The sequence below is a fragment of the Paenibacillus roseus genome, from assembly GCF_016424485.1.
Classification (GTDB): Bacteria; Bacillota; Bacilli; order Paenibacillales; family Paenibacillaceae; genus Paenibacillus_D; species Paenibacillus_D roseus.
In genome coordinates, this window is record NZ_JAELUP010000001.1 from 33,501 (window position 1) to 56,195 (window position 22,695).

18 protein-coding genes and 1 pseudogene are annotated in these 22,695 nt (G+C 47.5%); 7 read left to right on the top strand and 12 right to left on the bottom strand.

Annotated features, from left to right (window positions below; translation table 11 throughout):
* Positions 1 to 172: 172 nt before the first annotated feature.
* The 5 genes from JFN88_RS00160 to JFN88_RS00180 form a co-directional block, all read right to left on the bottom strand.
* Positions 173 to 601: a DDE-type integrase/transposase/recombinase gene (locus tag JFN88_RS00160; protein WP_199017263.1), complete on the bottom strand. Its 429-nt coding sequence runs from the start codon at positions 599 to 601 to the stop codon at positions 173 to 175.
* 110 nt (positions 602 to 711) lie between these two features.
* A complete protein-coding gene (ltrA, locus tag JFN88_RS00165; protein WP_199017264.1) occupies positions 712 to 2,250 on the bottom strand; it encodes a group II intron reverse transcriptase/maturase in 1,539 nt (512 codons plus the stop codon).
* A gap of 634 nt (positions 2,251 to 2,884) precedes the next feature.
* Complete coding sequence (locus JFN88_RS00170; RefSeq protein WP_199017265.1) at positions 2,885 to 3,508, bottom strand: transposase; 624 nt, start codon at positions 3,506 to 3,508, stop codon at positions 2,885 to 2,887.
* Positions 3,509 to 3,530: 22 nt separating this feature from the next.
* Positions 3,531 to 4,040: a hypothetical protein gene (locus JFN88_RS00175; protein ID WP_199017266.1), complete on the bottom strand. Its 510-nt coding sequence runs from the start codon at positions 4,038 to 4,040 to the stop codon at positions 3,531 to 3,533.
* Between the two features lie 1,425 nt (positions 4,041 to 5,465).
* Entirely contained in the window at positions 5,466 to 6,338 is an 873-nt protein-coding gene (locus tag JFN88_RS00180; protein ID WP_199017267.1) for a hypothetical protein, read from the bottom strand.
* Between the two features lie 136 nt (positions 6,339 to 6,474).
* On the opposite strand from JFN88_RS00180, the pseudogene JFN88_RS24910 reads away from it, so the two are divergent.
* Positions 6,475 to 6,736 (top strand): annotated as a pseudogene (locus tag JFN88_RS24910) (group II intron reverse transcriptase/maturase); the annotation flags it as partial.
* A gap of 470 nt (positions 6,737 to 7,206) precedes the next feature.
* Here the strand turns inward: JFN88_RS24910 and JFN88_RS00190 are convergent.
* The 4 genes from JFN88_RS00190 to JFN88_RS00205 all read right to left on the bottom strand — a co-directional run bounded on the left by JFN88_RS00190 (position 7,207) and on the right by JFN88_RS00205 (position 10,649).
* A complete protein-coding gene (locus JFN88_RS00190; protein WP_199017269.1) occupies positions 7,207 to 7,401 on the bottom strand; it encodes a hypothetical protein in 195 nt (64 codons plus the stop codon).
* Between the two features lie 561 nt (positions 7,402 to 7,962).
* Positions 7,963 to 9,126, bottom strand: coding sequence for an MFS transporter (locus JFN88_RS00195; RefSeq protein WP_199017271.1), 1,164 nt, complete (start codon positions 9,124 to 9,126; stop codon positions 7,963 to 7,965).
* 92 nt (positions 9,127 to 9,218) lie between these two features.
* Entirely contained in the window at positions 9,219 to 10,286 is a 1,068-nt protein-coding gene (locus JFN88_RS00200; RefSeq protein WP_199017272.1) for an LLM class flavin-dependent oxidoreductase, read from the bottom strand.
* 81 nt (positions 10,287 to 10,367) lie between these two features.
* Entirely contained in the window at positions 10,368 to 10,649 is a 282-nt protein-coding gene (locus tag JFN88_RS00205; protein ID WP_199017276.1) for an ArsR/SmtB family transcription factor, read from the bottom strand.
* 457 nt (positions 10,650 to 11,106) lie between these two features.
* Here JFN88_RS00205 and JFN88_RS00210 point away from each other — a divergent pair, with 457 nt between their 5' ends.
* Together JFN88_RS00210 and JFN88_RS00215 are read left to right on the top strand one after the other, a co-directional pair.
* Complete coding sequence (locus tag JFN88_RS00210) at positions 11,107 to 11,496, top strand: MerR family transcriptional regulator (protein WP_199017277.1); 390 nt, start codon at positions 11,107 to 11,109, stop codon at positions 11,494 to 11,496.
* Between the two features lie 132 nt (positions 11,497 to 11,628).
* Complete coding sequence (locus JFN88_RS00215) at positions 11,629 to 12,366, top strand: SDR family oxidoreductase (RefSeq protein WP_199017278.1); 738 nt, start codon at positions 11,629 to 11,631, stop codon at positions 12,364 to 12,366.
* Between the two features lie 79 nt (positions 12,367 to 12,445).
* Here JFN88_RS00215 and JFN88_RS00220 read toward each other — a convergent pair whose 3' ends face one another.
* Entirely contained in the window at positions 12,446 to 13,267 is an 822-nt protein-coding gene (locus tag JFN88_RS00220; RefSeq protein ID WP_199017279.1) for an NmrA family NAD(P)-binding protein, read from the bottom strand.
* Positions 13,268 to 13,548: 281 nt separating this feature from the next.
* Complete coding sequence (locus JFN88_RS00225; RefSeq protein ID WP_199017280.1) at positions 13,549 to 13,995, bottom strand: MarR family winged helix-turn-helix transcriptional regulator; 447 nt, start codon at positions 13,993 to 13,995, stop codon at positions 13,549 to 13,551.
* 294 nt (positions 13,996 to 14,289) lie between these two features.
* Between JFN88_RS00225 and JFN88_RS00230 the strand changes: the two genes are divergently transcribed.
* Both JFN88_RS00230 and cysI read left to right on the top strand, forming a co-directional pair.
* A complete protein-coding gene (locus tag JFN88_RS00230) occupies positions 14,290 to 16,158 on the top strand; it encodes an assimilatory sulfite reductase (NADPH) flavoprotein subunit (RefSeq protein WP_199017281.1) in 1,869 nt (622 codons plus the stop codon).
* A 97-nt stretch (positions 16,159 to 16,255) separates the two neighbouring features.
* Positions 16,256 to 17,989: an assimilatory sulfite reductase (NADPH) hemoprotein subunit gene (gene cysI, locus JFN88_RS00235; protein WP_199017282.1), complete on the top strand. Its 1,734-nt coding sequence runs from the start codon at positions 16,256 to 16,258 to the stop codon at positions 17,987 to 17,989.
* A 71-nt stretch (positions 17,990 to 18,060) separates the two neighbouring features.
* Here the strand turns inward: cysI and JFN88_RS00240 are convergent, their stop codons facing one another.
* Positions 18,061 to 19,521 carry an MFS transporter gene (locus JFN88_RS00240; RefSeq protein WP_199017284.1) on the bottom strand — a complete coding sequence of 487 codons (1,461 nt, stop codon included), beginning with the start codon at positions 19,519 to 19,521 and terminating at the stop codon, positions 18,061 to 18,063.
* Between the two features lie 291 nt (positions 19,522 to 19,812).
* On the opposite strand from JFN88_RS00240, the gene JFN88_RS00245 reads away from it, so the two are divergent.
* Together JFN88_RS00245 and JFN88_RS00250 are read left to right on the top strand one after the other, a co-directional pair.
* Positions 19,813 to 21,585 (top strand): sensor histidine kinase, encoded by a 1,773-nt coding sequence (locus JFN88_RS00245; RefSeq protein WP_199017286.1) that lies wholly within the window; start codon positions 19,813 to 19,815, stop codon positions 21,583 to 21,585.
* Positions 21,578 to 22,669 carry a response regulator gene (locus tag JFN88_RS00250; RefSeq protein WP_233167304.1) on the top strand — a complete coding sequence of 364 codons (1,092 nt, stop codon included), beginning with the start codon at positions 21,578 to 21,580 and terminating at the stop codon, positions 22,667 to 22,669. Before JFN88_RS00245 ends, JFN88_RS00250 begins: the two co-directional genes overlap by 8 nt.
* The last annotated feature ends 26 nt before the right edge of the window (positions 22,670 to 22,695 follow it).

The following is a 22,695-nucleotide window of genomic DNA, read 5'->3' on the forward strand; positions in this document are numbered from 1 at the left end:
TCTCATGAGCTCCCTGGCAGTTGCTGAACTCATACTATCGCATTCACTAGCCTCGAACGTCCCATGGATGTTGCTGCAGCACCGTATGTAGTGGACCCCGTTGTCAAGACACTTTTTTTGAAAATTTAAGCTACAGTCCCTCCCTCTAGTTTGGTATTTTTGCAGCTTGAAGTTAACCGGCGGTATCGGCGGTATGACGATAGAATTCAATCGGTTTGGCATAAGCGAGCGACTGATGAGGCCGTGTTCGGTTGTATTCGTCGATGTAGGTTCTCACGTCTCGGTAGACTCGCTTTGGCGTCGTGTAGGTGTTGTAATAGATCTTTTCCCATTTCAGATTGCGAAAGAAGCGCTCCGTAATGGCGTTGTCTGTGGCTCGACCCTTGCCGTCCATGCTAATCGCGATATTGTTTTTCTGAAGCAGTTCGATGTAATCACTGCTTGTAAAATGGCTTCCCTGATCGCTGTTTAAAATCTGCGGTTTGGCGACCATAAAGGCCTTTCTCAGCGCTCGGAGCACAAAGGAGCGCTCCAGGCTTTGCGATAGCTCCCAACTGACGATGTAACGCGAATACCAGTCGATGACGGCTACCAGGTACATAAAGCTGCCTTGCATCCGGAGTGAAATAAGAGATGGGGCGTAGTCGAACTATTTCCCCATCTCTCTTTCCCGAACCGGACTTGCACCTCTCAGCGCATCCGGCTCTCCATTTAAGTGTTGCTCAAAGCAAAGGCGACTTCGTCATAATAGGATTCGATTGTACGACGTTGCTCTGAACGCAGGATATAGGGGTTCTCCGCAGGAGTGCGCCATGTGAACCAGCCTTTGCGGCTAGTTATTAGCCTTCTCAGCGGTAGTTCTCCATAGAATCCTCGGCTATTTCTGCCTTGCATTACCCAGATTTTAGCCTTGCCTTTCTCTGGGGATCGGACATAATCTCTCATCAATGTTCGGAATCCGCGCTTGTACTTTCGTGCAAGCCAATAGCCGAGTTTCCAGAAAACCGTACGATCTACCTTACCGAATATCGTCGTGGTATGGTCTGTGTATGGATAGAAGTTTGCCCATCCCGCAAGTTGTCGGTTCAGGCTTTCAACCAAATCCATGGTGTTCATACCGAAATTTCCTGACAATTGCTTGACTAATTTCTCTGTGAAACGGCGGTATTTATCCCAAGGAATAGAGGATACAGGTCGCATACGTCCTCTGGCTCCACGCTTGCGAATAATTCGATGGCCAAGGAAAATAAAGCCATCGTTTACATGCGTAATATGTGTTTTATCCATATTCAGTGTGAGTTTCAGCCGATCTTCTAGAAATGAACGACATGCTTCTCGCACTTCGTTCGCGTGCGCTTTGGTTCCTTTGACCACCACCACAAAGTCGTCAGCGTAACGGCAGTAGGAGATTGCTGGCTTCCATTGCCGATTTTCTCGTATTGCGATAGGGCGCTTATTCTGAATGCCGAAATTCCACGCCCAGCGATCCTTCCTTACCTTCTTACTCAGAAATTTCGCTTCCATCCACTGATCGAATTCGTGTAACATAATATTGGATAGGAGCGGTGAGATGACACCGCCTTGCGGAACTCCTTCACTAGAGGCTCGGAATAATCCGCGATCTACACATCCTGTCTTTAGGATTTTCCATAACAGGGCGAGGAAGCGTTGATCCGAGATGCGTTTACGGACTGCCTTCATCAGCAACCGATGATGAACGGTATCGAAGTAGCTGGCCAAATCGCCTTCTATGACCCATCGACCTGCAGTGGCATCTGTGCGTTCGCTTCCATCCTGTAGTTGCATCTTGATCGTCCGGATGGCATGATGGACGCTTCGCGCAGGCCTGAATCCGTAGGATTGAGGGTGAAAGTCACTCTCCCAGATCGGTTCCATAACCATGACCATCGCACGCTGCACGATACGATCTCGGAGACAAGGAATACCTAACGGTCTAAGCTTACCATTCGCTTTTGGAATATATACGCGCCGCGCAGGTCGCGGGCAGTAAGTTCCCGTCAGCAATTCATGCCGTAGGTTGTCTAGTTCAAGATCAAGCATTTCTTCCATCTTTCGCTTGTCAGTGCCATCTACACCAGGTGTTCGGGCACCACTTGAAGCCAGAGTAATGCTAGCCGCTTCGCTAAGCCAAGTTTTGTTTGCAATAAGTTTTAAGAGTCGGTCGAACTTACGTTCTTTGCTTTCTGTTGCCCATGTCGCCAGTTTGCTTTGCATTTCACTGATTATCAAAGGTCTTCACCTCACTAGGGTCAGTTAATAGGCCAAGCAAACCACTTAAACTGCCTCCCTTCGCCATGTGACCGGCTTTCCCGATCTCGGACTACTATGGAAGCTCCGTCATTCAGCATAGCATCGGGGAGCTCACTCCCTTGGCATCTATGCAGACTTTCCCCAGTTCACATGTTGGACTCCACACAGGGGTTAGGCTGCCTATCGCAGTCTTTATCCTTGCTTTCTGCAAGTTGTCACGGACATCACGCTCTAGCTGTGCGCTCTTCGCAATTCCCTACCAGTTGGCTTACATGTCCAACCGATATTCGCAATGCCAGCTCATGGCTGTAGTTAGCATCGATCCGCGACCTGCCTGTTAAGCGATGTAGGCAGGGGTGACATTTCAACCCTCAGATGCGGTTTAATAGGTTCGTGTTCCTCAACCTTCCAATGCTCAGCCTAGAGACTCATCTTGGCGTAATCGCTTCGCCGCAAGTCCCGTTTCCCGCGGACTACGTCACCTTGCCAGTGTCGGCAAGTCACCGCCACTTCGGCTCACTCCCCCTCACAGCAGGGGAAGGACATGTCTGTAAAAAAAATCGACATGTATTCCAAACATGCTCAAGTAACTTCGTTCCACTGAGGGAACTTGTTAGCTGGGCGTACTGTAAGTAATGTCGATTCCCCAAATGTGGTTCCGATGCATCGCCTTCACGCCTCGCAGCAGATAGGGGTGAACCGCTTGCTTGTGATTGTGCTTGCTCAGGTTCGGGCCGGGGCATAGACCGGCCAATCCCATACGCCGCATCAGCCGGCAGGTCTTCTTCTTGCTGATCACGATGCCTTCGTCCTGCTCTTCCTTATCCCTATCCGCAGGCATGTAGTAGACGCTCGTCCGACTGACTTCCAGCAGCTCCGCTTGACGCTTCACGCTCAGCTTAGCGTCGTTTCGATCCATCATCTCTTTTCGCTCTTCGACGCTGGTCGAGCTCGTCAGATTTTTTTTGAGCCAGTTCAGCTCGACGCTCAGTTGGCCGATCTGCTGGGTTAATTGATCCTTTTCCTTCTCGTGCTGTTTTCTCATTTTTTCAGTCTCGCTCGCTCCGCGGGTAAAGATCGACGGCAGGTGATCAAGCGCTTCGGCTTTCCATTTGTGCAGCTGCGTCGGATGGATCTCATGTTCGGCGGCGATCTCCCCAACCGTCCGCTCCTCCCGAAGCATCTCTAATACGATCTTTGCTTTCTGTTCTGCTGTAAACTTCCGTCTCTTCTCCATGTCCTTATTGTAGCTTATTTTTTCAATCGTGTGTCGAACTTATGGGTCCATTATAGTATTTGTATAGAACAGTCCCTTTATTGTCTATAAATTCAATAATAAAATTATAATTGGTGATCTGTTTATTTTTTATTACAAGAGCATTTTGATTTGAAAAATCATAATCAAATGTTTCATTATTAATAATGAATCTGACTTTTTTTGTACTATCGATAATCTCTTTGCTTGTGAGATATATGCCGACATATCCAGGATATAATCCTCCTAAATATAAGGGTTCATCTGTTTTTGGTAGTTCAGTATGCGAGGATACAAATTTAGCAGACTCCATTCCCTTCAGTACATAAATATGAACTTTATCTGTAGATTCCAAAAAGTAATAATAAGCACCTTGTTCTGAAAGTTCTATAGCTGATTCCAGATTATTTTCATGTATAAATCGTGTTCTATCTGCTTCAGACGGCTCTTGGGTTTGACATCCTGTCAGAAATATTAAGGCAACTATAATTAAACTTCCAACTATTTTTCTCATAATTCCCCCCAAATTAAAGGCTCTACACCAAATTTAGTATTAAAAATCTACATAGATTGTAACGGTTATCAAAAAAATAGTAAAACATATATAGATTCCGCAAGATAGTAGTGCTAGCAAGCCATAAAAGGGAGTGACAGATGTATAACTATTATATCGGTTTTATGTTTGATTACCAGAGGCATGCGTCTTTGCAAGTGATAAATGAGATGAATAAACCATTCAAATTGAGACCATATCAGTAGCTGTATAGGATTGATTCGTTTGCCACTCGAATGATTTATTCGTAAAAGCAGCACCGAATATGTATCCGCCATTCGTGTTGCAAGTGATAATAAGGTGTATCTATTCGCTTTCGCGATCTGGCCATTTTGGAATACCTACCACTGTGGCTTTATTTGACAGCATGCTTTTTTTGTAGACCGAGGAAAAAGCTATAGTACCACCTCTATGAAAAACAAACGATTTATAAAGTAACTCTGCCACCGTGCGCCAAGCGCTGACATGTATGAGACCTCGACCCTAGTCTTTAAACCAAACGTAACAATTGGTAACTGGGAAAGTGAATGTCTACAGGGACAGGTATGGTAAGATGCGGCTTGCACCGCGAATCTTGTGCTGGAGTCGATGATTTCATAATACGAAAAGGCCAAACGTAACGTACCGGCATTCATAAATTAGGAGATAAAACGCTTCTGGTCTTGCATCTCAAAGCGGTGGTCTTAGATTTGGCTCTGAATTAGCATAGTTGGATCACGAAATGTTTCCTGAAAGCGACTCAGTCGCCGCTCGGTTTTATGTAGATTGCTATATTATCGACATCATCCAATGATACGAAAAATCGTACAAAGCACGTTGTCTCCAAGAGCAAGGACGATTCTAAAGGTCAGACATGACTGCGTAACTCCCGGCAGACCACTTTATATCCTGAAAAACAGTTAGAACTGAAGGAGATACTAGGCTACTTGCCACTTCTCCAACATGCTTTCGAAAGAGCCTTTCGCCGAGTGGTATGAAGATGCACCGTTGCTCAAACACTAGGCCACTGACTCAAAGAGGAGGAAAAACGTTTGCCGCATATGGCTAGCCGCTTGCCTGAAAACTATTCAAAACTGGCCGTAGGAAATTGTTAATTAGTATTGCTTAGTTGTACCAATGCTGCGATTGAAGGCAAAGAATAACCCAATGAAAACCTTTCAGCGCAGGTTTTATTTGTCACGCAACCGAAATCTGTATTTTCAAGGGTTGGTTGTTGGTGGAATGCGACTCTGCCGGATAGAGTCTTTAGGTTCAAGACCTCAAGCATTAAATTTAAAATATTTAATCTCTAAAGGTTTGATCCCCCCGCATTGAGTTGCGGGGAGATTCATTTAAAGAATAAAGTGGAGAAAATCTCTCCCTTTTATTCTTTATCCAATAGAGCAATTAAAAGGTGAAAGTTACTCCTGTGTCTGTCATATCCGTTTTGCTCGTGGCCCCACTAATCGACATTCCGAATGCATTAATTCCAATTGACAGTCCAAACGTAATTGAAACTTCAGTATGAGTGTAGTGCCCAAATACGGTTCCGGTAGTATACTGGTTTGACGCCCTTGTTACTCGATAGGACATATAACCACGATGATTCCATACTTGATATCCGCCACCCCAGCCAGTGAGGATATCAATTTTAAATGCCATACCGTTAGAATTTTTTTTGTCTGCCGTAAATAGGTTGTTAGTGTGAGTACCAACATATTGATTAGTCGTTCCATAATAGTCGAAAGTATAAGCTGCTATTTCACTGTTTTGAACAGGGACGATGTATTCAGGATGCGAAATTCCGACGACGTCGGTCAAAGTCCAAAATGGGTTAGTTAGCCATGTGAAAGAGTTTTTTAATAAGTATTCTTTTGGCGATGTACCGTTAATATCAGAGACAGTGGTGGTCATGGTCATCCAAGAAGTTTTCTTTGTATCTGTGCCGCCACCGAGTATAGATACTGTTTCATCGTTTTTTTGTGCTTCAGATTGTGCAATTTCTGATAATGCTACTTCTTTTGGGACTTCGACTGCAACAGCTAAATCATCCTCACCTTCAGTAACCCGATAATATGTAGTTTCTTTAGAAATGACATGCCCATTCATTCCTTTGTAGTATTCTACTTGTTCTGGTGTAAAATTATTAATTTCATCCTGCGTTAATCCCAGTTTTAGATATCTTTCGTTATCAGTCAAGGATGACTGATTAGCATAGGAACTTGCCGGAAGCATGACAAGAATAACAACGAGTAATACAACTAAGGACTTTAATTTCATTTCTTCATCTCCAAATATTATTTTGTTATGAACTGGCCAGTATCATATACTATAAATTTACATCAATATCTATTATTTGTTAATAGCGAAAAATGATAAAATTTGTCGAAATAATGCTAGGCTGAATCCGTGAAGTGATGGAGGCGCAAAACCGGCTAAGGAGATCGTGAAGCAAGTGAATGCGATGATGGGTGAAATATTTTCGGGTGGGGAACTCCAGTGATGCATTCAGCGAAGTACGCGACTACACGGAAATGAAAATCTGGACATTGCTGACCAAAGGAACGGAGACGGAAAATAAGCATAGGATGGCGGAAGTGGAGTAAAGATACCTATATGACGTGCTCGGGCTATATTGGGACTGGGAAATCCATACCTTGAAAAAAAGCAGATGGTTTTTAATGAAAGTGTCTGCTGTTGAGATAGGTCACATAACCCCTTCAATGAAGTTACGGAGTGAACTGCTTTAGGGAAACCTCACGAGCAGTTCTTATGGGGAGGGGCTGAAAATGGGTCTTTCGGCATCGCGCCAGTCCTTTACCCGACAGATATTCTTTAAAGCAACCAAAAGCTATTTGAAACAAAGAACAGAGTTTCAAGGACGTCCATTGATATGTTGAGTAGCTATACGACCATCGTGGTTACTCGCTATTTAGCAATAGAGTATGAGCGATGGCAAACCGGAAATCAGCAAACGCTTGGTGGGCTATTTTCTTAAATGCAGATGAAGTTTGTGATTTGGATTACCACACTGCGCCTCAACAACTGATGACGTTATTCTTAAACTTGGCTGGAGCAACGAACAAAATTTTCAAACAAACAGTGTGGTGTCAACTCCAGCACTGGATCGCCGATTTGCCCTCGTACATCAAGAGTTTTTTCGGTAATTTAAGCTACGAAAGTTGAGGTAATAATAAGCATCTTGTTCTGAAAGTTCTATAGCAGGTTCCAGATTATTTTCATGTATAAATCGTGTTCTATCCGCTTCAGATAACTCTTCGCTTTGACATCCTATTAAAAATATTAAGGCAACCAATATTAAACTTTCAATTATTTTTCTCATAATTCCCCTCAAAAAAAGGCAGCACACCGAAATAAGTGCTTGGAACCCTCGACATGAATTGCCCACTATTATTCAAAGGTAAAGCATTCGATGTTATCAAGATATGGAAGGAAGCCTTTGGGAAGTGGTATGATTGTACGCCCGATGCAAAAACAGCAAGTAGTTGGTTAGACCGAGGGCTCGAGCAAGCGGTGTTTGTCAAGATAGTTGTCGCGAATCTATACATATAAGATAGCTAGGTTTGCGCTTTTTGCTCAGCTTGAATAGCAGTCGCTTTTTCTGGATTGAGCCAAACTTCTTCATCCAGTGTCCAATCGCGCGTTGCCCCTGACCAGCGACCAGGATTCGAGGCTTGGCGGTTTCATAGACGTGTCTTCTTTTCTCGAACACTTGCTCAGACAGGCCATTGTGCCTTTGGTTCGGAGTTATAAAGTTAAGCCCGCTGTGGCGTTATGTCCAAGGCATTTTAGTTGAATGCAACCTTGCTCATTATTGCATTAACAAAAAGGGCTCCAAACCTCAAGCACTAACTTTGGTTTGGAGCCTTTTATATAGTTATTATTACTCAATTATTGTAGACTTTCGACGCATGGTTAAAGAAAAAATAGCGGGGATAAGTCCAATTGCGACGCCAACTCCACCAATCCAACCAGTTGCAGTAAGAGAGATGTTTTCTACAACGATACCCCCAATTACAGCCCCTAAAGCTATTCCCAATTGCACGATAGAATTGTTTAAGCTTAGAATGATACCTGAAGCTTGAGGAGCCATACCAATTAAATAAACTTGTTGAACGGGGCCCGTTGACCATGCGAAAAAGGACCAAAGCATAAGCAACGGTAACACGATTATGGACGAATGGGAGAATGCCGCCAGTAAAAATAATATTCCAGCGTGAAAAAGCAAGCCTCCAATCATCGTGCGGGGAATCCCCCATTTATCCGCACCATAGCCGCCAACTTGGGAACCTATGAGACTGGCCAGACCAAATGTAAACAATCCGATGTTTACCATTCGCTCGCTCATCCCCGTAATGTCCAGAAGAAAAGGCGTGATATAGGTGTACAGAATGGTATAACCCAATATCCAGAAAAAACTGATGGATAATGTGACAGTGATACGGGGATTCTTAAACAAAGCGAGCTGTTCCCGAATTGGAACGGGAGCCTCTCCTTCCGATTTTGGAATCGTCGGCAAAAGAACCAGCATCGCAATCAAGCTGAGTACGCCGATCCCTGTGAAGATGATTTGCCAATCATATGAACCCGCAATGATCCTCCCGAGCGGAACCCCAAGTATGAGGGCGAGGTTAAAGCCTAAGATTATCTTAGCGATAGCGCTGCCCTGTCTATTAGGGTATGATAGTTTGGCCGCCATGGTCAGAGCGACGACCATAAATACCCCCGTGCTTATCGCCAAAATAATTCGTGCTCCCATCAGCATGCTATAGCCTGTGGTCGAGACAGTGATCAAGTTCCCTACGAAAAATAATGCCAAAGCTGACAGCATAAGCTTTCTTCGATCCATTTTTGCCGTGAGTGCAATAAGAATCGGAGTACCGATCGCATAAGCAAGCGAGTAAACTGTAATCAGCTGTCCGGCCGCTGCTACTGACACTCCAATATCACTTGCAAGCATATCCAGGATACCGGCAATTACGAATTCCGAAGTTCCGACCAAAAAGCTGACAATGGCCAGAATATAAATTTTCCATGAATTTCTCATTTGCGATTCTCTCCTTTTAGTTTCTACAAATCTAAAACTATAGAATTGTTTGTTAAAAAAATTCGACCTCTTATCTCCAAAGTGTTTAATCTTTAAGCGTTTTGGTCAGATGTCTGACTAGCGAGTTCCTTATGAACAATCGGTGCTACTTTTGTTCCGAGAAGCTCAATTGTACGAAGCAAATCACGATGCGGCAACGAACTGAAATCGACGTACATCATGAATCGTGTTAAGCCCAGGTTCTTGTGCAGCAGTACGATCTTCTCTGCAACATATTCGTGGTCTCCAACATAGAGTGCGCCATGAAGGTCACGAGCTACATCGTACGAGTTACGTGTATAAGAAGCCCAGCCTCGCTCCCGTCCAATCTGGTTCATTTGAGCAGCCATGACAGGGAAATATCGTTCTGCTGCTTCATGTGTTGTATCTGAGATAAAGCCATGAGAATGCGTAGCAATTTGCAGCTTATTCGGATCATGACCTGCTCTTACAGCAGCTTCCTTATATAGCTCCACCAAGGGAGCAAATCGCTCTGGCATGCCTCCAAGAATGGAGAAAACAATTGGAAGTCCAAGCAAGCCTGCTCGAATAGCAGAGTCAGGACTGCCGCCCGTGCCAATCCAGATAGGTAAAGACTCCTGTTGCGCCCGAGGGTAGATGCCCATATTATCAATCGCCGGGCGATGTCCACCAGACCAAGTTACCTTTTCAAAAGCACGAATCTTCAACAACAGTTCTAATTTCTCTTCAAATAACTGCTCATAATCGTTCAAATCATAGCCGAATAGCGGAAACGACTCAATGAACGAACCCCGTCCGGCCATAATCTCTGCTCGCCCGTTAGAAAGTCCATCCAGCGTTGCAAAGTCCTCATATACCCTCACCGGATCATCCGAAGAAAGAACCGTCACTGCGCTTGATAGACGAATATGCTTCGTAGTGGCGGCAGCAGTCGCCAAAATCACAGCTGGTGAAGAGCTTGAGTAATCGACTCGATGATGCTCTCCGATAGCATAAACGTCAAGACCAACTTGATCGGCTAATTGTATCTCTTCCATCGCTTGTCGCAGTCTCTCAGAATGCGCAACACCATCATTTTGCGGATTTGCATGGAGGAAGGTACTGATTCCAATCTCCATCGTTTTCGTTTGATTGCTCATGGTCACTCTCTCCTTCTTGATATGGATAGTTTGAAATTCAATTCTATATTTCTAAATCTATAGAAATTATTGATAAAAAAATTACGCCAACAAATAGGGCGCAAATTTTTCCGCTATTTCTCGATTGACGCTATAATGAATATACGATCCACTCTTACGAAAATCAATCAAGCCAGAGTCCGTCAATTGCTTTAGATGATGCGACAGCGTGGAACCAGCCACCGATTCAAGCTTTTCACCGATGGCAGTAAAGCATAAATTACTTTCGCTCGCGAGCAATAAAGCAATTTTCAGTCGGGTAGGCTCTCCCAAAGCTTTATATATTTTAACCACTTGTCCAATTTCATGATGAATTTCCTTCATTACGATCACCTCCCAAATCATTTCTATAGTTATATAACTGTCGAAACAAATGATATCACTATATCGTTCAAAAGTAAAGGAGATTAATTACGGCTCAACTTAAAAATTAGTGGTTGACATCGAGGAGATAGCAGCGAAGGGGCAGAGGAATTCTGGAGAAACGAACGTGGTCGCCTTTAAAGCCCGATTCCCCCTGCAAGCCTCTATCATAATAAAGGAATCGGGCTTTAACAGCGATCGGAAGAATCCTCTGCCACGCAGCGTCCCCCTCCACCTAGAGGCCAACCACTAATTTTTGTTTTGAGCCTTAATTAAAAGGAACTTTCTTGTTAAAAAAGCAGGAGACGCTGCAAGGTGTTGCTTATTGGACTTGCAACATGATTCTCATATAGAATGGAAGAACGGAAACACAATATGATGAAGATGGACTGCTTGCTTAAGGAGGTTTCGGATCGACATGAACAAACGATATACAATTGGGCAAGCCGCAGAAGCGACGGGCTTGTCCATACACACTTTAAGGTATTATGAGAAGGAAGGGATTTTGCCATTCATCAAAAGAACGGAAAGCGGCATTCGCATTTTCGATGATGAGGATATACAGCGGATCGAGTTTCTCAATTGCCTTCGTAATACCGGGATGCCGATTCATCAGCTTAAGGAGTACGTGGACCTCGCCTTGCAGGGGGATAAAACAATTGACGAACGCGTGCGCATGCTTGAAAATCAAAAAGAAAAGGTCGAACATGAAATGAATGTTCTGAAGTCCTACATCGATATGATTAATTATAAAACCGATCTGTATTCTAAATTAAAAAATGAAATGACGAAAGCGCATCTGCAGTAACCGACCGTGCATAGCTGAATGGACTTTAAAAGAATAGTTTTACCCTTGACCTAGAGTGAACTCTAGGGTGTATGATGAAATCGTACGGGTTATACTACTATACTAGCTTTTAAAGTTCAGGAGGTTATTGAAATGGCTAATAAAACGGCGATAATAACAGGTGCGAGCAGCGGTATCGGAGAAGCAACGGCAAAAGAGCTTGCGAGAAGCGGGATTAGACTTATGCTGGCAGCGCGTCGGGAAGATCGGCTGGTTCAATTGAAAAAGGAAATCGAAGCTCTCGGCGGTCAAGCTGAGTATCGGGTCACAGATGTAACCTCCCGAGCAGATATGGAGTCACTGGCTCAAGCGACAATCGAGGCTTATGGCCAAATCGATATTTTGGTCAATAATGCGGGTTTAATGCCACTTTCCTATATTAGAAGCCTGAAGGTGGATGAATGGGACCGCATGATTGATGTGAATATTAAAGGCGTCTTGTATGGTATTGCGGCGGTACTCCCTCATATGGAAGAGAGGAATGAGGGCCATATTATTAACGTTTCTTCCGTAGCCGGTCACGAGATTGCACCAAGCGGCGCGGTATATTCCGCTACGAAATTTGCCGTTCGCACCCTTACGGAAGGCTTGCGCAAAGAACTGCGACCTGATCAAAATATTCGCACAACGATCATTAGTCCCGGAGCAGTCGATACAGAGCTGACGCACAGCATTACCGATACGAATGTTAAAACGGTTATGTCGGGATTTCTCAATAAAATTGTTCCGCTGAAAGGCGAGGATATCGCCGCAGCCATCCGGTATGCGATTGAACAGCCAACCTCTGTTTCGATCAACGAAATTATTGTTCGCCCAACTTCACAGCCATAATAGATGGAAACAGCCCCGTCTCTGGCAGATAATACTGCAAGGCGGGGCTTTTCGCGAATAATAATTCCAGTGCCGGACGTTACATCTTCAAATAGCTTCTAATATTCTCCTTAAGCGGAGTTAATGGACGGCCCGCCAGACTCATTAATCGCTCCAGATCATAGGACGTCGAAACGGTGTCAATTTTGCTGAGAAAACCGTAAATCCAATGCCTGATTTCATCATCTTCACGAAGATAGATGGGAATGCCTGAGAGTTCCGAGAGGATGGAGGCGATTTCGCCAAAGGTCCATGATACCGGCGCAACGAGTTCATAAGTTTTGTTGTGATGGCCTTCTCCTGCTAAGACGGCTGCGGTGGCGACAGCGAGATCATCGCGGGCAACGGCATTGAATCTCCAGGTTCCCGGGAGCACTTTAAAGGCGCCGTCCGCTATAGCATTCTTCAGATTAAGCGCCTCGAGAAAATCCATATACAATCCATTACGGAGAAATGTATACGGAATTCCGGCAGCGCGGATTGCGTGCTCGGTTGCCAAATGCAGATGCGTCAGCGGGATATCGCTGTTTTCAGGGAAAGCGAAGCTGGTATACAGCACGTGGCTGACGGCTAATTTTTTGGCGACTTCAACGACATGGACATGCTGCCGCAGCCGGACGATATCATCCGGGTTTGGACTTGAAATAAGCAGCAAGCGGGAAACGCCGGCGAGTGCTTGCTCGATCGAGTCGGGACGATCGTAATCGCAATAACGTACCTCGATTCCCTGGGCAGCCAAGTCTTTCCCGGCCTCGATGTCGCGAACACAAGCAATGATTTGCTCGGCAGGAACAAGCAGCTTAAGCTGCTTCATAATTAGACGGCCCAACTTGCCGCTGGCGCCAGTAATGGCAATGGACATAAGATAGGGCTCCTTCTATTTTTAGTTAAGTGCTTAACTAATTAGATAAAAAAATATGGCTCAACCTAAACATTAGTGGTTGACATTTAAGGAGATAGCAGCGAAGGGGCAGAGGAATTCTGGAGAAACGAACGTGGTCGCCTTTTAAGCCCGATTCCCCCTGCAAACCCCTATCCTATAAAGGAATCGGGCTTAAACAGCGATCGGAAGAATCCTCTGCCACGCAGCGTCCCCTTCACCTAGAGCTCAACCGCTAATTTGGTTTTGAGCCAAAAATATCGTTATCTATTTTTTACTTTTTGAAGCAAAGCAAGAAGCTGATGCAGCTCCTGTTCATCCAGGGCTTGCAATTTTTGAGCGATTTGCTGCCGGTTAGCGGGCAGATGCCGAAGCAGCAGGCTTTGACCTTCTCTTGTAATGGTGATCACGGATTTTCTCCCGTCCGTAGGATGAGCATCGCGGCGAATCAAGCCGTCGTTTTCCAGCGGGGTCAGCAGCAGGCTGATATTGGCTTTGGTAACGCCAATTTTTTGGGCAAGCCTGGAAGGGAGTAAAGTTCCGCCTTCTTTCATCAGCTCGACCAAAATTCGGATACGCGCTCCGTTTAACCCCTGAGCGTGCCAATATTTTTCCGATACGTCCACCAACACCGCGGTCGTCTCCACAAGAGTGAAAAATACTTGCGCCGGCAAAGGCAAATCCAAGACGTAATGCTGAACATCCTTCAAAACAATCACATCCCGAAATTGATTAAGTCCTTAACTACTTTTAATGTAACCGGAAACGATAGATTTGTCAAAGACAGTAAGACCGATTACAGCTCTTCGGATGGCATTCATTCGTTTGAGAAATATCCCTTTTATCGCTTTATAACAAAAAGTAATAAATCTTTAAATATTTCTTATAGTCAAATTATCGATGAATATATTGAACCTTGCCGAATACTGCTGTAGTATTTTAATTAAGATGAAAACAAAGTAACGTGGTCGGATTTTCTAACGATTGATGCGAGGTGGATGTTGTTGCAACTTCAAGTGACGAATAGTCCGTTTACGAGCGAGCAGGCGGAATTAATCAACAAGCTGCTCCCGACATTGACGGAAACGCAAAAGAATTGGCTGAGCGGATATTTGGCCTTCTACCGTGCAGGAGAAGAGGCTGCGGCTGTAGCTGTGCCGGAAGCAGGCGCTGTATCCGTTGTTGAGTTGGAGGCTCTTGCTGCCCAAGCCTCGGCTGCATCGCAAGGGCCGCGTGATGCCACGATATTATTCGGGTCGCAGACCGGCAATTCACAGAGACTGGCTGGACGATTGGCAGATAAGCTGAAAGGCCAGGGCTTTGAGGTAACCTTGTCTGCAATGAATCAATACAAGACGAACAATTTGAAAAAAGCAGGCTACCTGTTTGTACTCGTCAGTACACATGGCGAAGGCGATCCGCCGGACAATGCCCTGACATTCTATGAATTTTTGCATAGCAAGCGCGCACCGAAGCTGGACGGCACGAAGTTCTCCGTACTGGCGCTCGGGGATACCTCGTATGAGTTTTTCTGCAAGACTGGTCAGGATTTCGATGCCCGGCTCACCGAGCTTGGCGCAGAGCGGATCGCAGACCGCGTCGATTGCGATGTCGATTTCGAAGATGCTGCCGCAGGCTGGATTGCAGCGGTAACCGGCGTACTCCTTGCGGCGGCCGCGCCTGCATCTGCGCCGCAGGCTGCGGTCATAGCTGCTGATTCACTGGCTGCTGTCCAAGGCGAGTCCGTGTATACACGAGCGAATCCGTTTATGGCTGAAGTGCTGGAGAATCTGAATCTTAACGGCAGAGGCTCAGACCGTGAGACGCGCCACCTGGAACTGTCGCTGGAAGGTTCAGGCTTGTCCTACGAGCCTGGCGATGCGGTAGGCGTATACCCGCAGAATGATCCTGCTCTGGTGGACGACATTATTGCGTTCCTGCAATGGAATCCGGAAGACGCCGTAGTAACTGGCAAAGCAGGCGAGACCTCATCGCTGCGCGAAGCGTTGCTGCATCATTATGAGATCACAGTACTGACCAAGCCGCTGCTTGAAAAAGCAGTCGCCTTTAGCGGCAGCGCCAAGCTGGCAGAACTGGTGAAGCCTGAAAATAAAGATAGTTTGAGAGCTTATGTGAGCGGGCGGGATGTGCTTGATCTGCTTCGCGATTTTGAGCCATGGACGCTTGGCAGCGGAGATCTTGCCAATGTGCTTCGCAAGCTGCCGCCGCGGCTGTACTCCATTGCGAGCAGCCTGAATTCTCACCCGGATGAAGTGCATCTTACAATCCGCAAAGTCGAATACGAAGCCCATGGACGAGAGCGCAAGGGCGTGTGCTCCGTTTATGCCTCAGAACGGCTCGAGCCGGGGGACAAGCTGCCGATCTTTATACAGCAGAACCCGAACTTCAAGCCGCCGGTTAACCCGGACACGCCGGTCATCATGGTCGGACCGGGTACAGGCGTAGCGCCGTTCCGGGCTTTCCTGGAGGACCGCGAGGAACTTGGGGCAGCAGGGAAAGCATGGCTGCTCTATGGAGACCGGCATTTCGTAACGGACTTCCTGTATCAGACGGACTGGCAGCGCATGCTTAATGACGGGGTGCTGACGAAGCTGGACGTAGCGTTCTCCCGGGACACGGAAGAGAAGGTCTATGTGCAGCAGCGGATGCTGGAGAACGGTCGGGAGCTTTACAAGTGGCTGGAGGAAGGCGCGCATGTGTATGTATGCGGAGACGAAAAGCATATGGCGCATGATGTGCAGGCGGCGTTGCTGGATATTATCGGACAGCATGGCGGCAAATCCCCGGAAGGAGCGGCAGCGTACCTGACAGAATTGCAGGAGCAGGGACGCTACCAGCGTGATGTGTACTGATAGTTAAGCAATTTGCAGAGCGCGCGGCAGATCATACCGCGCTTCCGATAGAGGCATTAAGCATGATTTCATCATGCGGGCAAAGGAGTTAACAGCGATGGCAAAAAACCATAAGGCAGAGCCAATCGGCGGACCGCCGAGCGACGTGGAGCATTTAAAGAAGGAAAGCAATTATTTGCGGGGGTCATTGACCGATTCCCTGTCCAACCGGATTACAGGCGGCTTGCCTGAACTGGATAACCGGCTGCTGAAATTCCACGGCAGCTACATGCAGGATGACCGTGACTACCGCAATGAGCGGGAAAAGCAAAAGCTGGAGCCATACTTTCAGTTCATGCTCCGTGTCGTGACTCCGGGCGGCTTATCGACGCCTGCACAATGGCTCGTTATGGATGAGTTGGCGGAGAAATACGGTACGGGCAGCATCCGCTTGACGACGCGCCAGGCATTCCAGCTTCATGGTGTGCTGAAATGGAATTTGAAAAAGACAATTCAGGAGATCAATACTGCGCTGTTGACCACACTGGCCGCTTGCGGCGACGTGAGCCGCAACGTGATGTGCAATCCGAATCCGTATCAATCCGAGATTCACAGTGAGGTTTACTATTGGTCGCAGCAACTCACCACGCATCTGGCGCCCAAGACGCCTGCCTATCATGAAATCTGGCTGGACGGCGAGAAGGTAGTAGACAGTCTGGAGCAAAATGGTGGAACCGTTGAAGTAGAGCCAATTTACGGTCCTGTCTATCTGCCGCGGAAATTCAAGATTGGAATTGCGGTGCCGCCGTCTAATGATGTGGATGTCTACTCGCAGGATCTTGGTTTTATTGCGATTGTTGAGGACGGCAAGCTGGCCGGCTTCAACGTCACTGTCGGCGGCGGCATGGGTATGACCCATGGAGATACGGCGACATACCCGCAGCTTGCCAAATTAATCGGTTTTGTAACGCCGGATCGCATTCTGGATGTAGCGGAGAAGACCGTTACCATTCAACGCGATTACGGCAACCGTTCCATACGGAAAAATGCCCGCTTCAAATATACCATTGACCGTCATGGTCTGGATTGGTTTGTGGACGAATTGCATGATCGCTTGGGCTGGGAGCTTGCGCCTGCGCGTGAATTTACATTCGAGCATACCGGCGACCGTTACGGCTGGATTAAAGGCAAGGACGGCAGATGGAACCTGACGCTCTATGTTGAAAGCGGACGAATCGCAGATACGGAAGGGTATCCGCTCAAGACGGCGCTTCGGGAAATCGCGAAGATGCATACCGGAGATTTCCGCCTGACGGCGAACCAGAACCTGATGATCGCGAACGTAACCAGCCAGAAGAAGAGCAAAATTGTTGCGCTTCTGAAGGGGTACGGGATTGCCGAAGGAACCCAGTACTCTGCTCTGCGGCGCAGCGCGCTGTCTTGTGTGGCGCTGCCGACCTGCGGTCTGGCGATGGCTGAGGCGGAGCGGTATTTGCCGACGCTGATCGAGAAGCTGGAGCCGATACTGGAGGAAGCGGGCCTGCGTGATGAAGAGATTAATATTCGTATGACCGGCTGTCCGAACGGCTGCGCGCGTCCTGCGCTGGGCGAGATTGCATTCATCGGCAAGTCGCCGGGCAAGTACAATATGTACATGGGGGCCGGATTCTCTGGTGATCGTCTGAGCAAGCTCTACCGTGAAAATATCGGCGAAGATGAAATTATCGATACCTTGAAGCCAATCATAGACCGCTATGCGGCGGAGCGTGACAGTGGCGAACATTTTGGCGATTTCGTTGTCCGGACAGGCTACGTTCAGGTTGTGACGGACGGCACCAATTTCCACGCTTAAAATGTTGCAACATAAAAATGGCGGTGCAGAAGCAACTTCTGCACCGCCATTTTCTATTGTAAACCAACTCATCAGGCATCGAGTACGCGCTGCTTCTGCTTGCCAAGGACAACGAAAGCCGAGAAGGCAAGCAGCACAATGCCGGTGCATAAGAAGCCTTGGTTAATGCTAAAGGGCAGCCAGCCCAGTATGGAAGAACCTGCTACCACCCCGAGTGAAAAGACAGCGTAGAAATAACCGTAGGCTTTGCCCCGCAGCTCTACCGGAGTAGATTGGATCAGCAGCGTATTGGTAGACGGGAACAAAAATGCAAAGCCGACGCCGTAAAGTCCCAGAACCAGGTAAAGAGTCAGCATGGTCGAGGACTGGCTGATCAGCAGTTGGCTTAAACCCATCAACCCGATTCCTATCGCCATTGTGCGGGTCGGAGCGACACGGTCAAAAATTCGGTTCGTCGGAAGTGCGAATATGAGTACGGCAATGATGCCGAAGGTGCTCATCAGGGTGCCGCTTAGCCGTGAATCATAACCCAGCGCCTGCACATGCAACGGCAGCAGATAAGCGATAGCGCCCTGTGAGAACATCAGGAAGAACGCCCCGGCATACGCCTTGCGCACCCCGGAATTGAAGATGGAGCCGGCAAGCTCAGCACTCTCGCCAGGCTTCTCTCTCTTCGGAATCTGGAATGTCCTGAAAAAGATCGCTGCAAGCACGGTCAGTATCAATCCGAGGATAGCCACACTTGTAAAAACGAAAGGCACCGAAGTTCTGCTCGCCATAATGCCGCTGAATGCCGGGCCGATGATTGCTGCAAGCCCGACAAAGGAGCCGGTGAAGGCGACCTTCTTTCCTTGCTGGTCTTTTTTTGTTGTATTCGCAGAAAACGTAAACGCAGCAGGAACAATGAGTCCGGCGACCAGGCCGTGAAAAATTCGGACCACAATCAGCATGGCAGGCTCATCGACGAGGCGGTACAGCAGCAGAGCTATGCTGGACAAGAATAGTCCGGCCAGCAAAATTTTAAAAGGCCCGCTCTTGTCCGTAATAATCCCGGAGATGATATTGCCTAGCGTATTGGCCATAGAATACAGACCGATGACAAAGCCAACGATAAACGAGCTGGCTCCGACGGAAACTGCGAAGGTGCTCATGACCGGAAGCTGCGAAAATAGATCAAAGAATGAGAAAAATACAATGCTGTACACAAGCAGCGCATGGTTGAACGGCTTGATTTCAAGTCGATCCTGGTTTTTCTTAAGCTGCCAGTCCAGGACAAAGTTGGCAAAAGGCACGAACGCCGCAGCAACCGCCGCCGCGGGCCATAGCAGGCTCCATTTTACCCGGATAAACGCATACAGGATCGCAAGGGCATACAGGCAGAAAATCCCGCCGTGGATGCTGCCTACAATCGTGACGGCCTTGTCCAGCCCCCAAACATATTTCAACGGCATGGCAATGCCTAACAAGACCAATAATGAAGCCCCGTCCAAAAGACCTGTAACCCTCAAAAAATAAATGGGATGTATTCGCACGTGTTGAATGCTCCTATTTCATATTTCATTGTATAACAACTCATTGTACAACAACGATTCATTATCCAATTGTATCACTTTATCAGTCAAGTAAAAGAGGATGGATTCAGGAACATTTTACAGAATTGAGGCAGTAAGGAGGCAGAGCTGATCTTATAGTCAGATGCCAATCCCCATCAATATTTTTTAATTCCCGAAATCAATATGATTCAAAGCTGTGTTAGAGGATGTATGGTTTTTGAAACCGAATACATAATAAAACAAGATGGATTTGCACAGGGGGAATCCCAAATGAAGCATATCAGCATTCGGTTTCGGCTCATGATCCTCATGATTTTGCTGACGACGCTCCCCGTGGTGACGGTCACCTGGATAGCGACCACGAACATGAGAGAGTCTGTAGAAAAAGAGATTTTCAGCGCCAATCAGTCCCGCATGTTGTGGGCGGATCAGTATTTGAGCGAATTAATTGCACAGGTGGATGTGCTCTTCTATACCTTGCAAATCAACCAGTCGCTCATGACAGCGATGCAAGAATTGGAGAGTCCGGACGTTGGCGTGCAGTTCCGCAGACAAAATGTTATTTGGCAGACGCTGGCCTCGGTCTTCTACGCGAACTCACGCAAGTTCGACGAAGTTGCACTGTATGTAGAACAACTAAAGCGGGCCTATTATGTCAACTTCTCAAGCAACGGGAGCCTCCCTTTGTCCGAAATGGAGAGCGAAGCATGGGAACGTATCCGGTTCGTGCCGATCAATATGTATTTCAAGCAAACCAGCAGTGGAACTTATGCCTTTCATAGCATCAACCGCTTCGAGGACCGCAAGCTCCTCGGCGGAATTTCGGTCAGGATTAATACCAAGGTCTGGGAGGAAGTCGGGTCGATTCTGAGATCAGAGGCGGATAGTTCGGTATTTCTGCTCAATGATGAGGATGAGCTGCTGTCTGGCTCCACCGCGCAGGATGCATCGGGCGAACTGTCTGATTTTCTGAAGACATTGCATCTGTCTGACTCCGAATTATTCTCGGAGCGGGGGAAAAACTACCTGTACTTTGCCAAAAAGGTAGTCGACGGGCAGCTTACCGTGATCAAGGCTATCCCCATGTCATCCATCAATCAGAGCGCGAACGCTACGATTCGCGCAGGGCTTTACACCGGCGCTGCTTTCGCCGTGGCTTCACTGCTGTTATCAATTCTCGTATCCTTGCGGATCAGCCGGCCAATTGTCAGTCTGGCCAGAACGATGCGTCAGACCCAGATCCATAACTTCGAGATGAAGGCGGTGCAAAGCCGCGATGAAATCGGCCTGCTGGAAGCCGGATACAACTCCATGATGAGGCGAATCAAGGAGTTGATTGAGGTCGAATACCAGCATCAGATTGAAGTCAAGAATGCCCAGCTCATGGCTTTGCAGGCACAGATCAATCCGCATTTTATGTATAATACGCTGCACTTGATCGGCGGTATGGCGCTCGGGAAGAATGCGCCCGAAATTTATAACATCATTCGCGTATTCGGCGATTTGATCCGGTACTCCATTGGCTCTGATGAGGACAAAGTTTCACTGGAAGAAGAGCTGAAGCATACGCGAAACTATTTGTTTATTCAGGAGCATCGCTTCATGGGGCGTTGCACAATTTTGTTGACGGTGGACGAAATGACGCTTGACAGCATGCTGCCTAAATTTACGCTGCAGCCGATCGTGGAGAACGCTTTCGAGCATGGTCTGCAGCGTAAAGAGGGGGCATGGAGGCTGGAAATTCGCATCCGGCAAGTCCGTGGACGGGTCATTGTGATGATCAGGGATGAAGGCATCGGTATGAAGCGGGACGTGCTCTTGAGGTTGCGCCGCGAGCTCTCCGAGGAATTGCTGAAGAAGACATTTGCGGCGCAAAGGAAGGAAGGCCAGAGGAAAGGAATCGGTCTGCACAATGTAGACGCCAGACTGAAACTGAGCTTCGGCCCGGCTTATGGGATCCGGCTGTTCAGTGCGCCCGGCGCCGGCACGCTCGTTGTCGCCACGATTCCACTGGAAGGAGGCAAGACCCTTGAATATGTATGACGTATTGATCATCGATGATGAGCCGTGGTCTCGCGAAGTAGTAAAGACGCTTGTCCCTTGGGAGGACCTGGGATTGCGTCAAGCTGGAGAGGCAGAGGACGGACGAGAGGGTCTTCGTCTGGCGGACGAACTGTCGCCGCATATTATCATCACGGATATGCGTATGCCGGGCATCGACGGCGTGGAACTGCTCAAGCAGTTGAACGAGCGATATCCCGAGATCAAAATTGTTGTGATGAGCGGATATGACGATTGGTTGTATTTAAAGCAAGCGATTCGTTCGCGAGCCATTGAATATTTGCTGAAGCCGATCGATGCGGAAGAATTGAAGGCCGCGTTATCCCGTTGTCTGGCTGAGCTGAGGGAAACAGCCGCTCGACAAGAAGACTCTGAGACAGTAAGCGAGCCCTTTGTATTTGCAGACAGCGCGCTGCTGAACGAATATTTGGCCTTGAAGCGCCAGGTGCATAGTCTCATGCGAGAATTCAATGGGAGGGAGGTCGAGCAAGCCTTGCATAGGCTGGAGAAAGAGTTGACGAAAGTGCTTGCTCCAGAGCGGCAAAAAGAGATGATTCCTCAACTGAGGTATGATTTCATCCTGATGCTGCAGGAGTTTCTCGCGGAGAACGGCCAGAGTTCCGGTTATGCGCGCGACCCAAACATGGCGCCTGTCGCGAAATGGACGAGCATCTCCCAAGCTTTGGTGGAGCTTCGCTCTCTCTATGCACACGCGATCAAGGAGGCGGCGCAGCATCGCCGGAGCAGGGGAAGCCTGTCTATCGCTGAGATTCAGGCTTATATCGACAAGCACTTTGGTGAACCCATCTCTCTGGAGACGATCGCGCACAGGTTTTTCGTCAGCAAGGAGCATTTGAGCCGTCTGTTTAAGGCTTCGACCGGCGAGAACTTGACCGATTATTTGCAACGCCAGAGAATGGAGCGGGCCAAGGAGTTGATTGCAGTGCATGGCTATTCGATCAAACATGTGGCCGAGCTGACGGGCTATGCGGATTTGACGTATTTTTACCGGGTCTTTAAAAAGTATTTTGGCATCACGCCCGGAGAACTGCGGAAGGAGGATTAGCTCGCATCAATATTGTTCAAATCAGG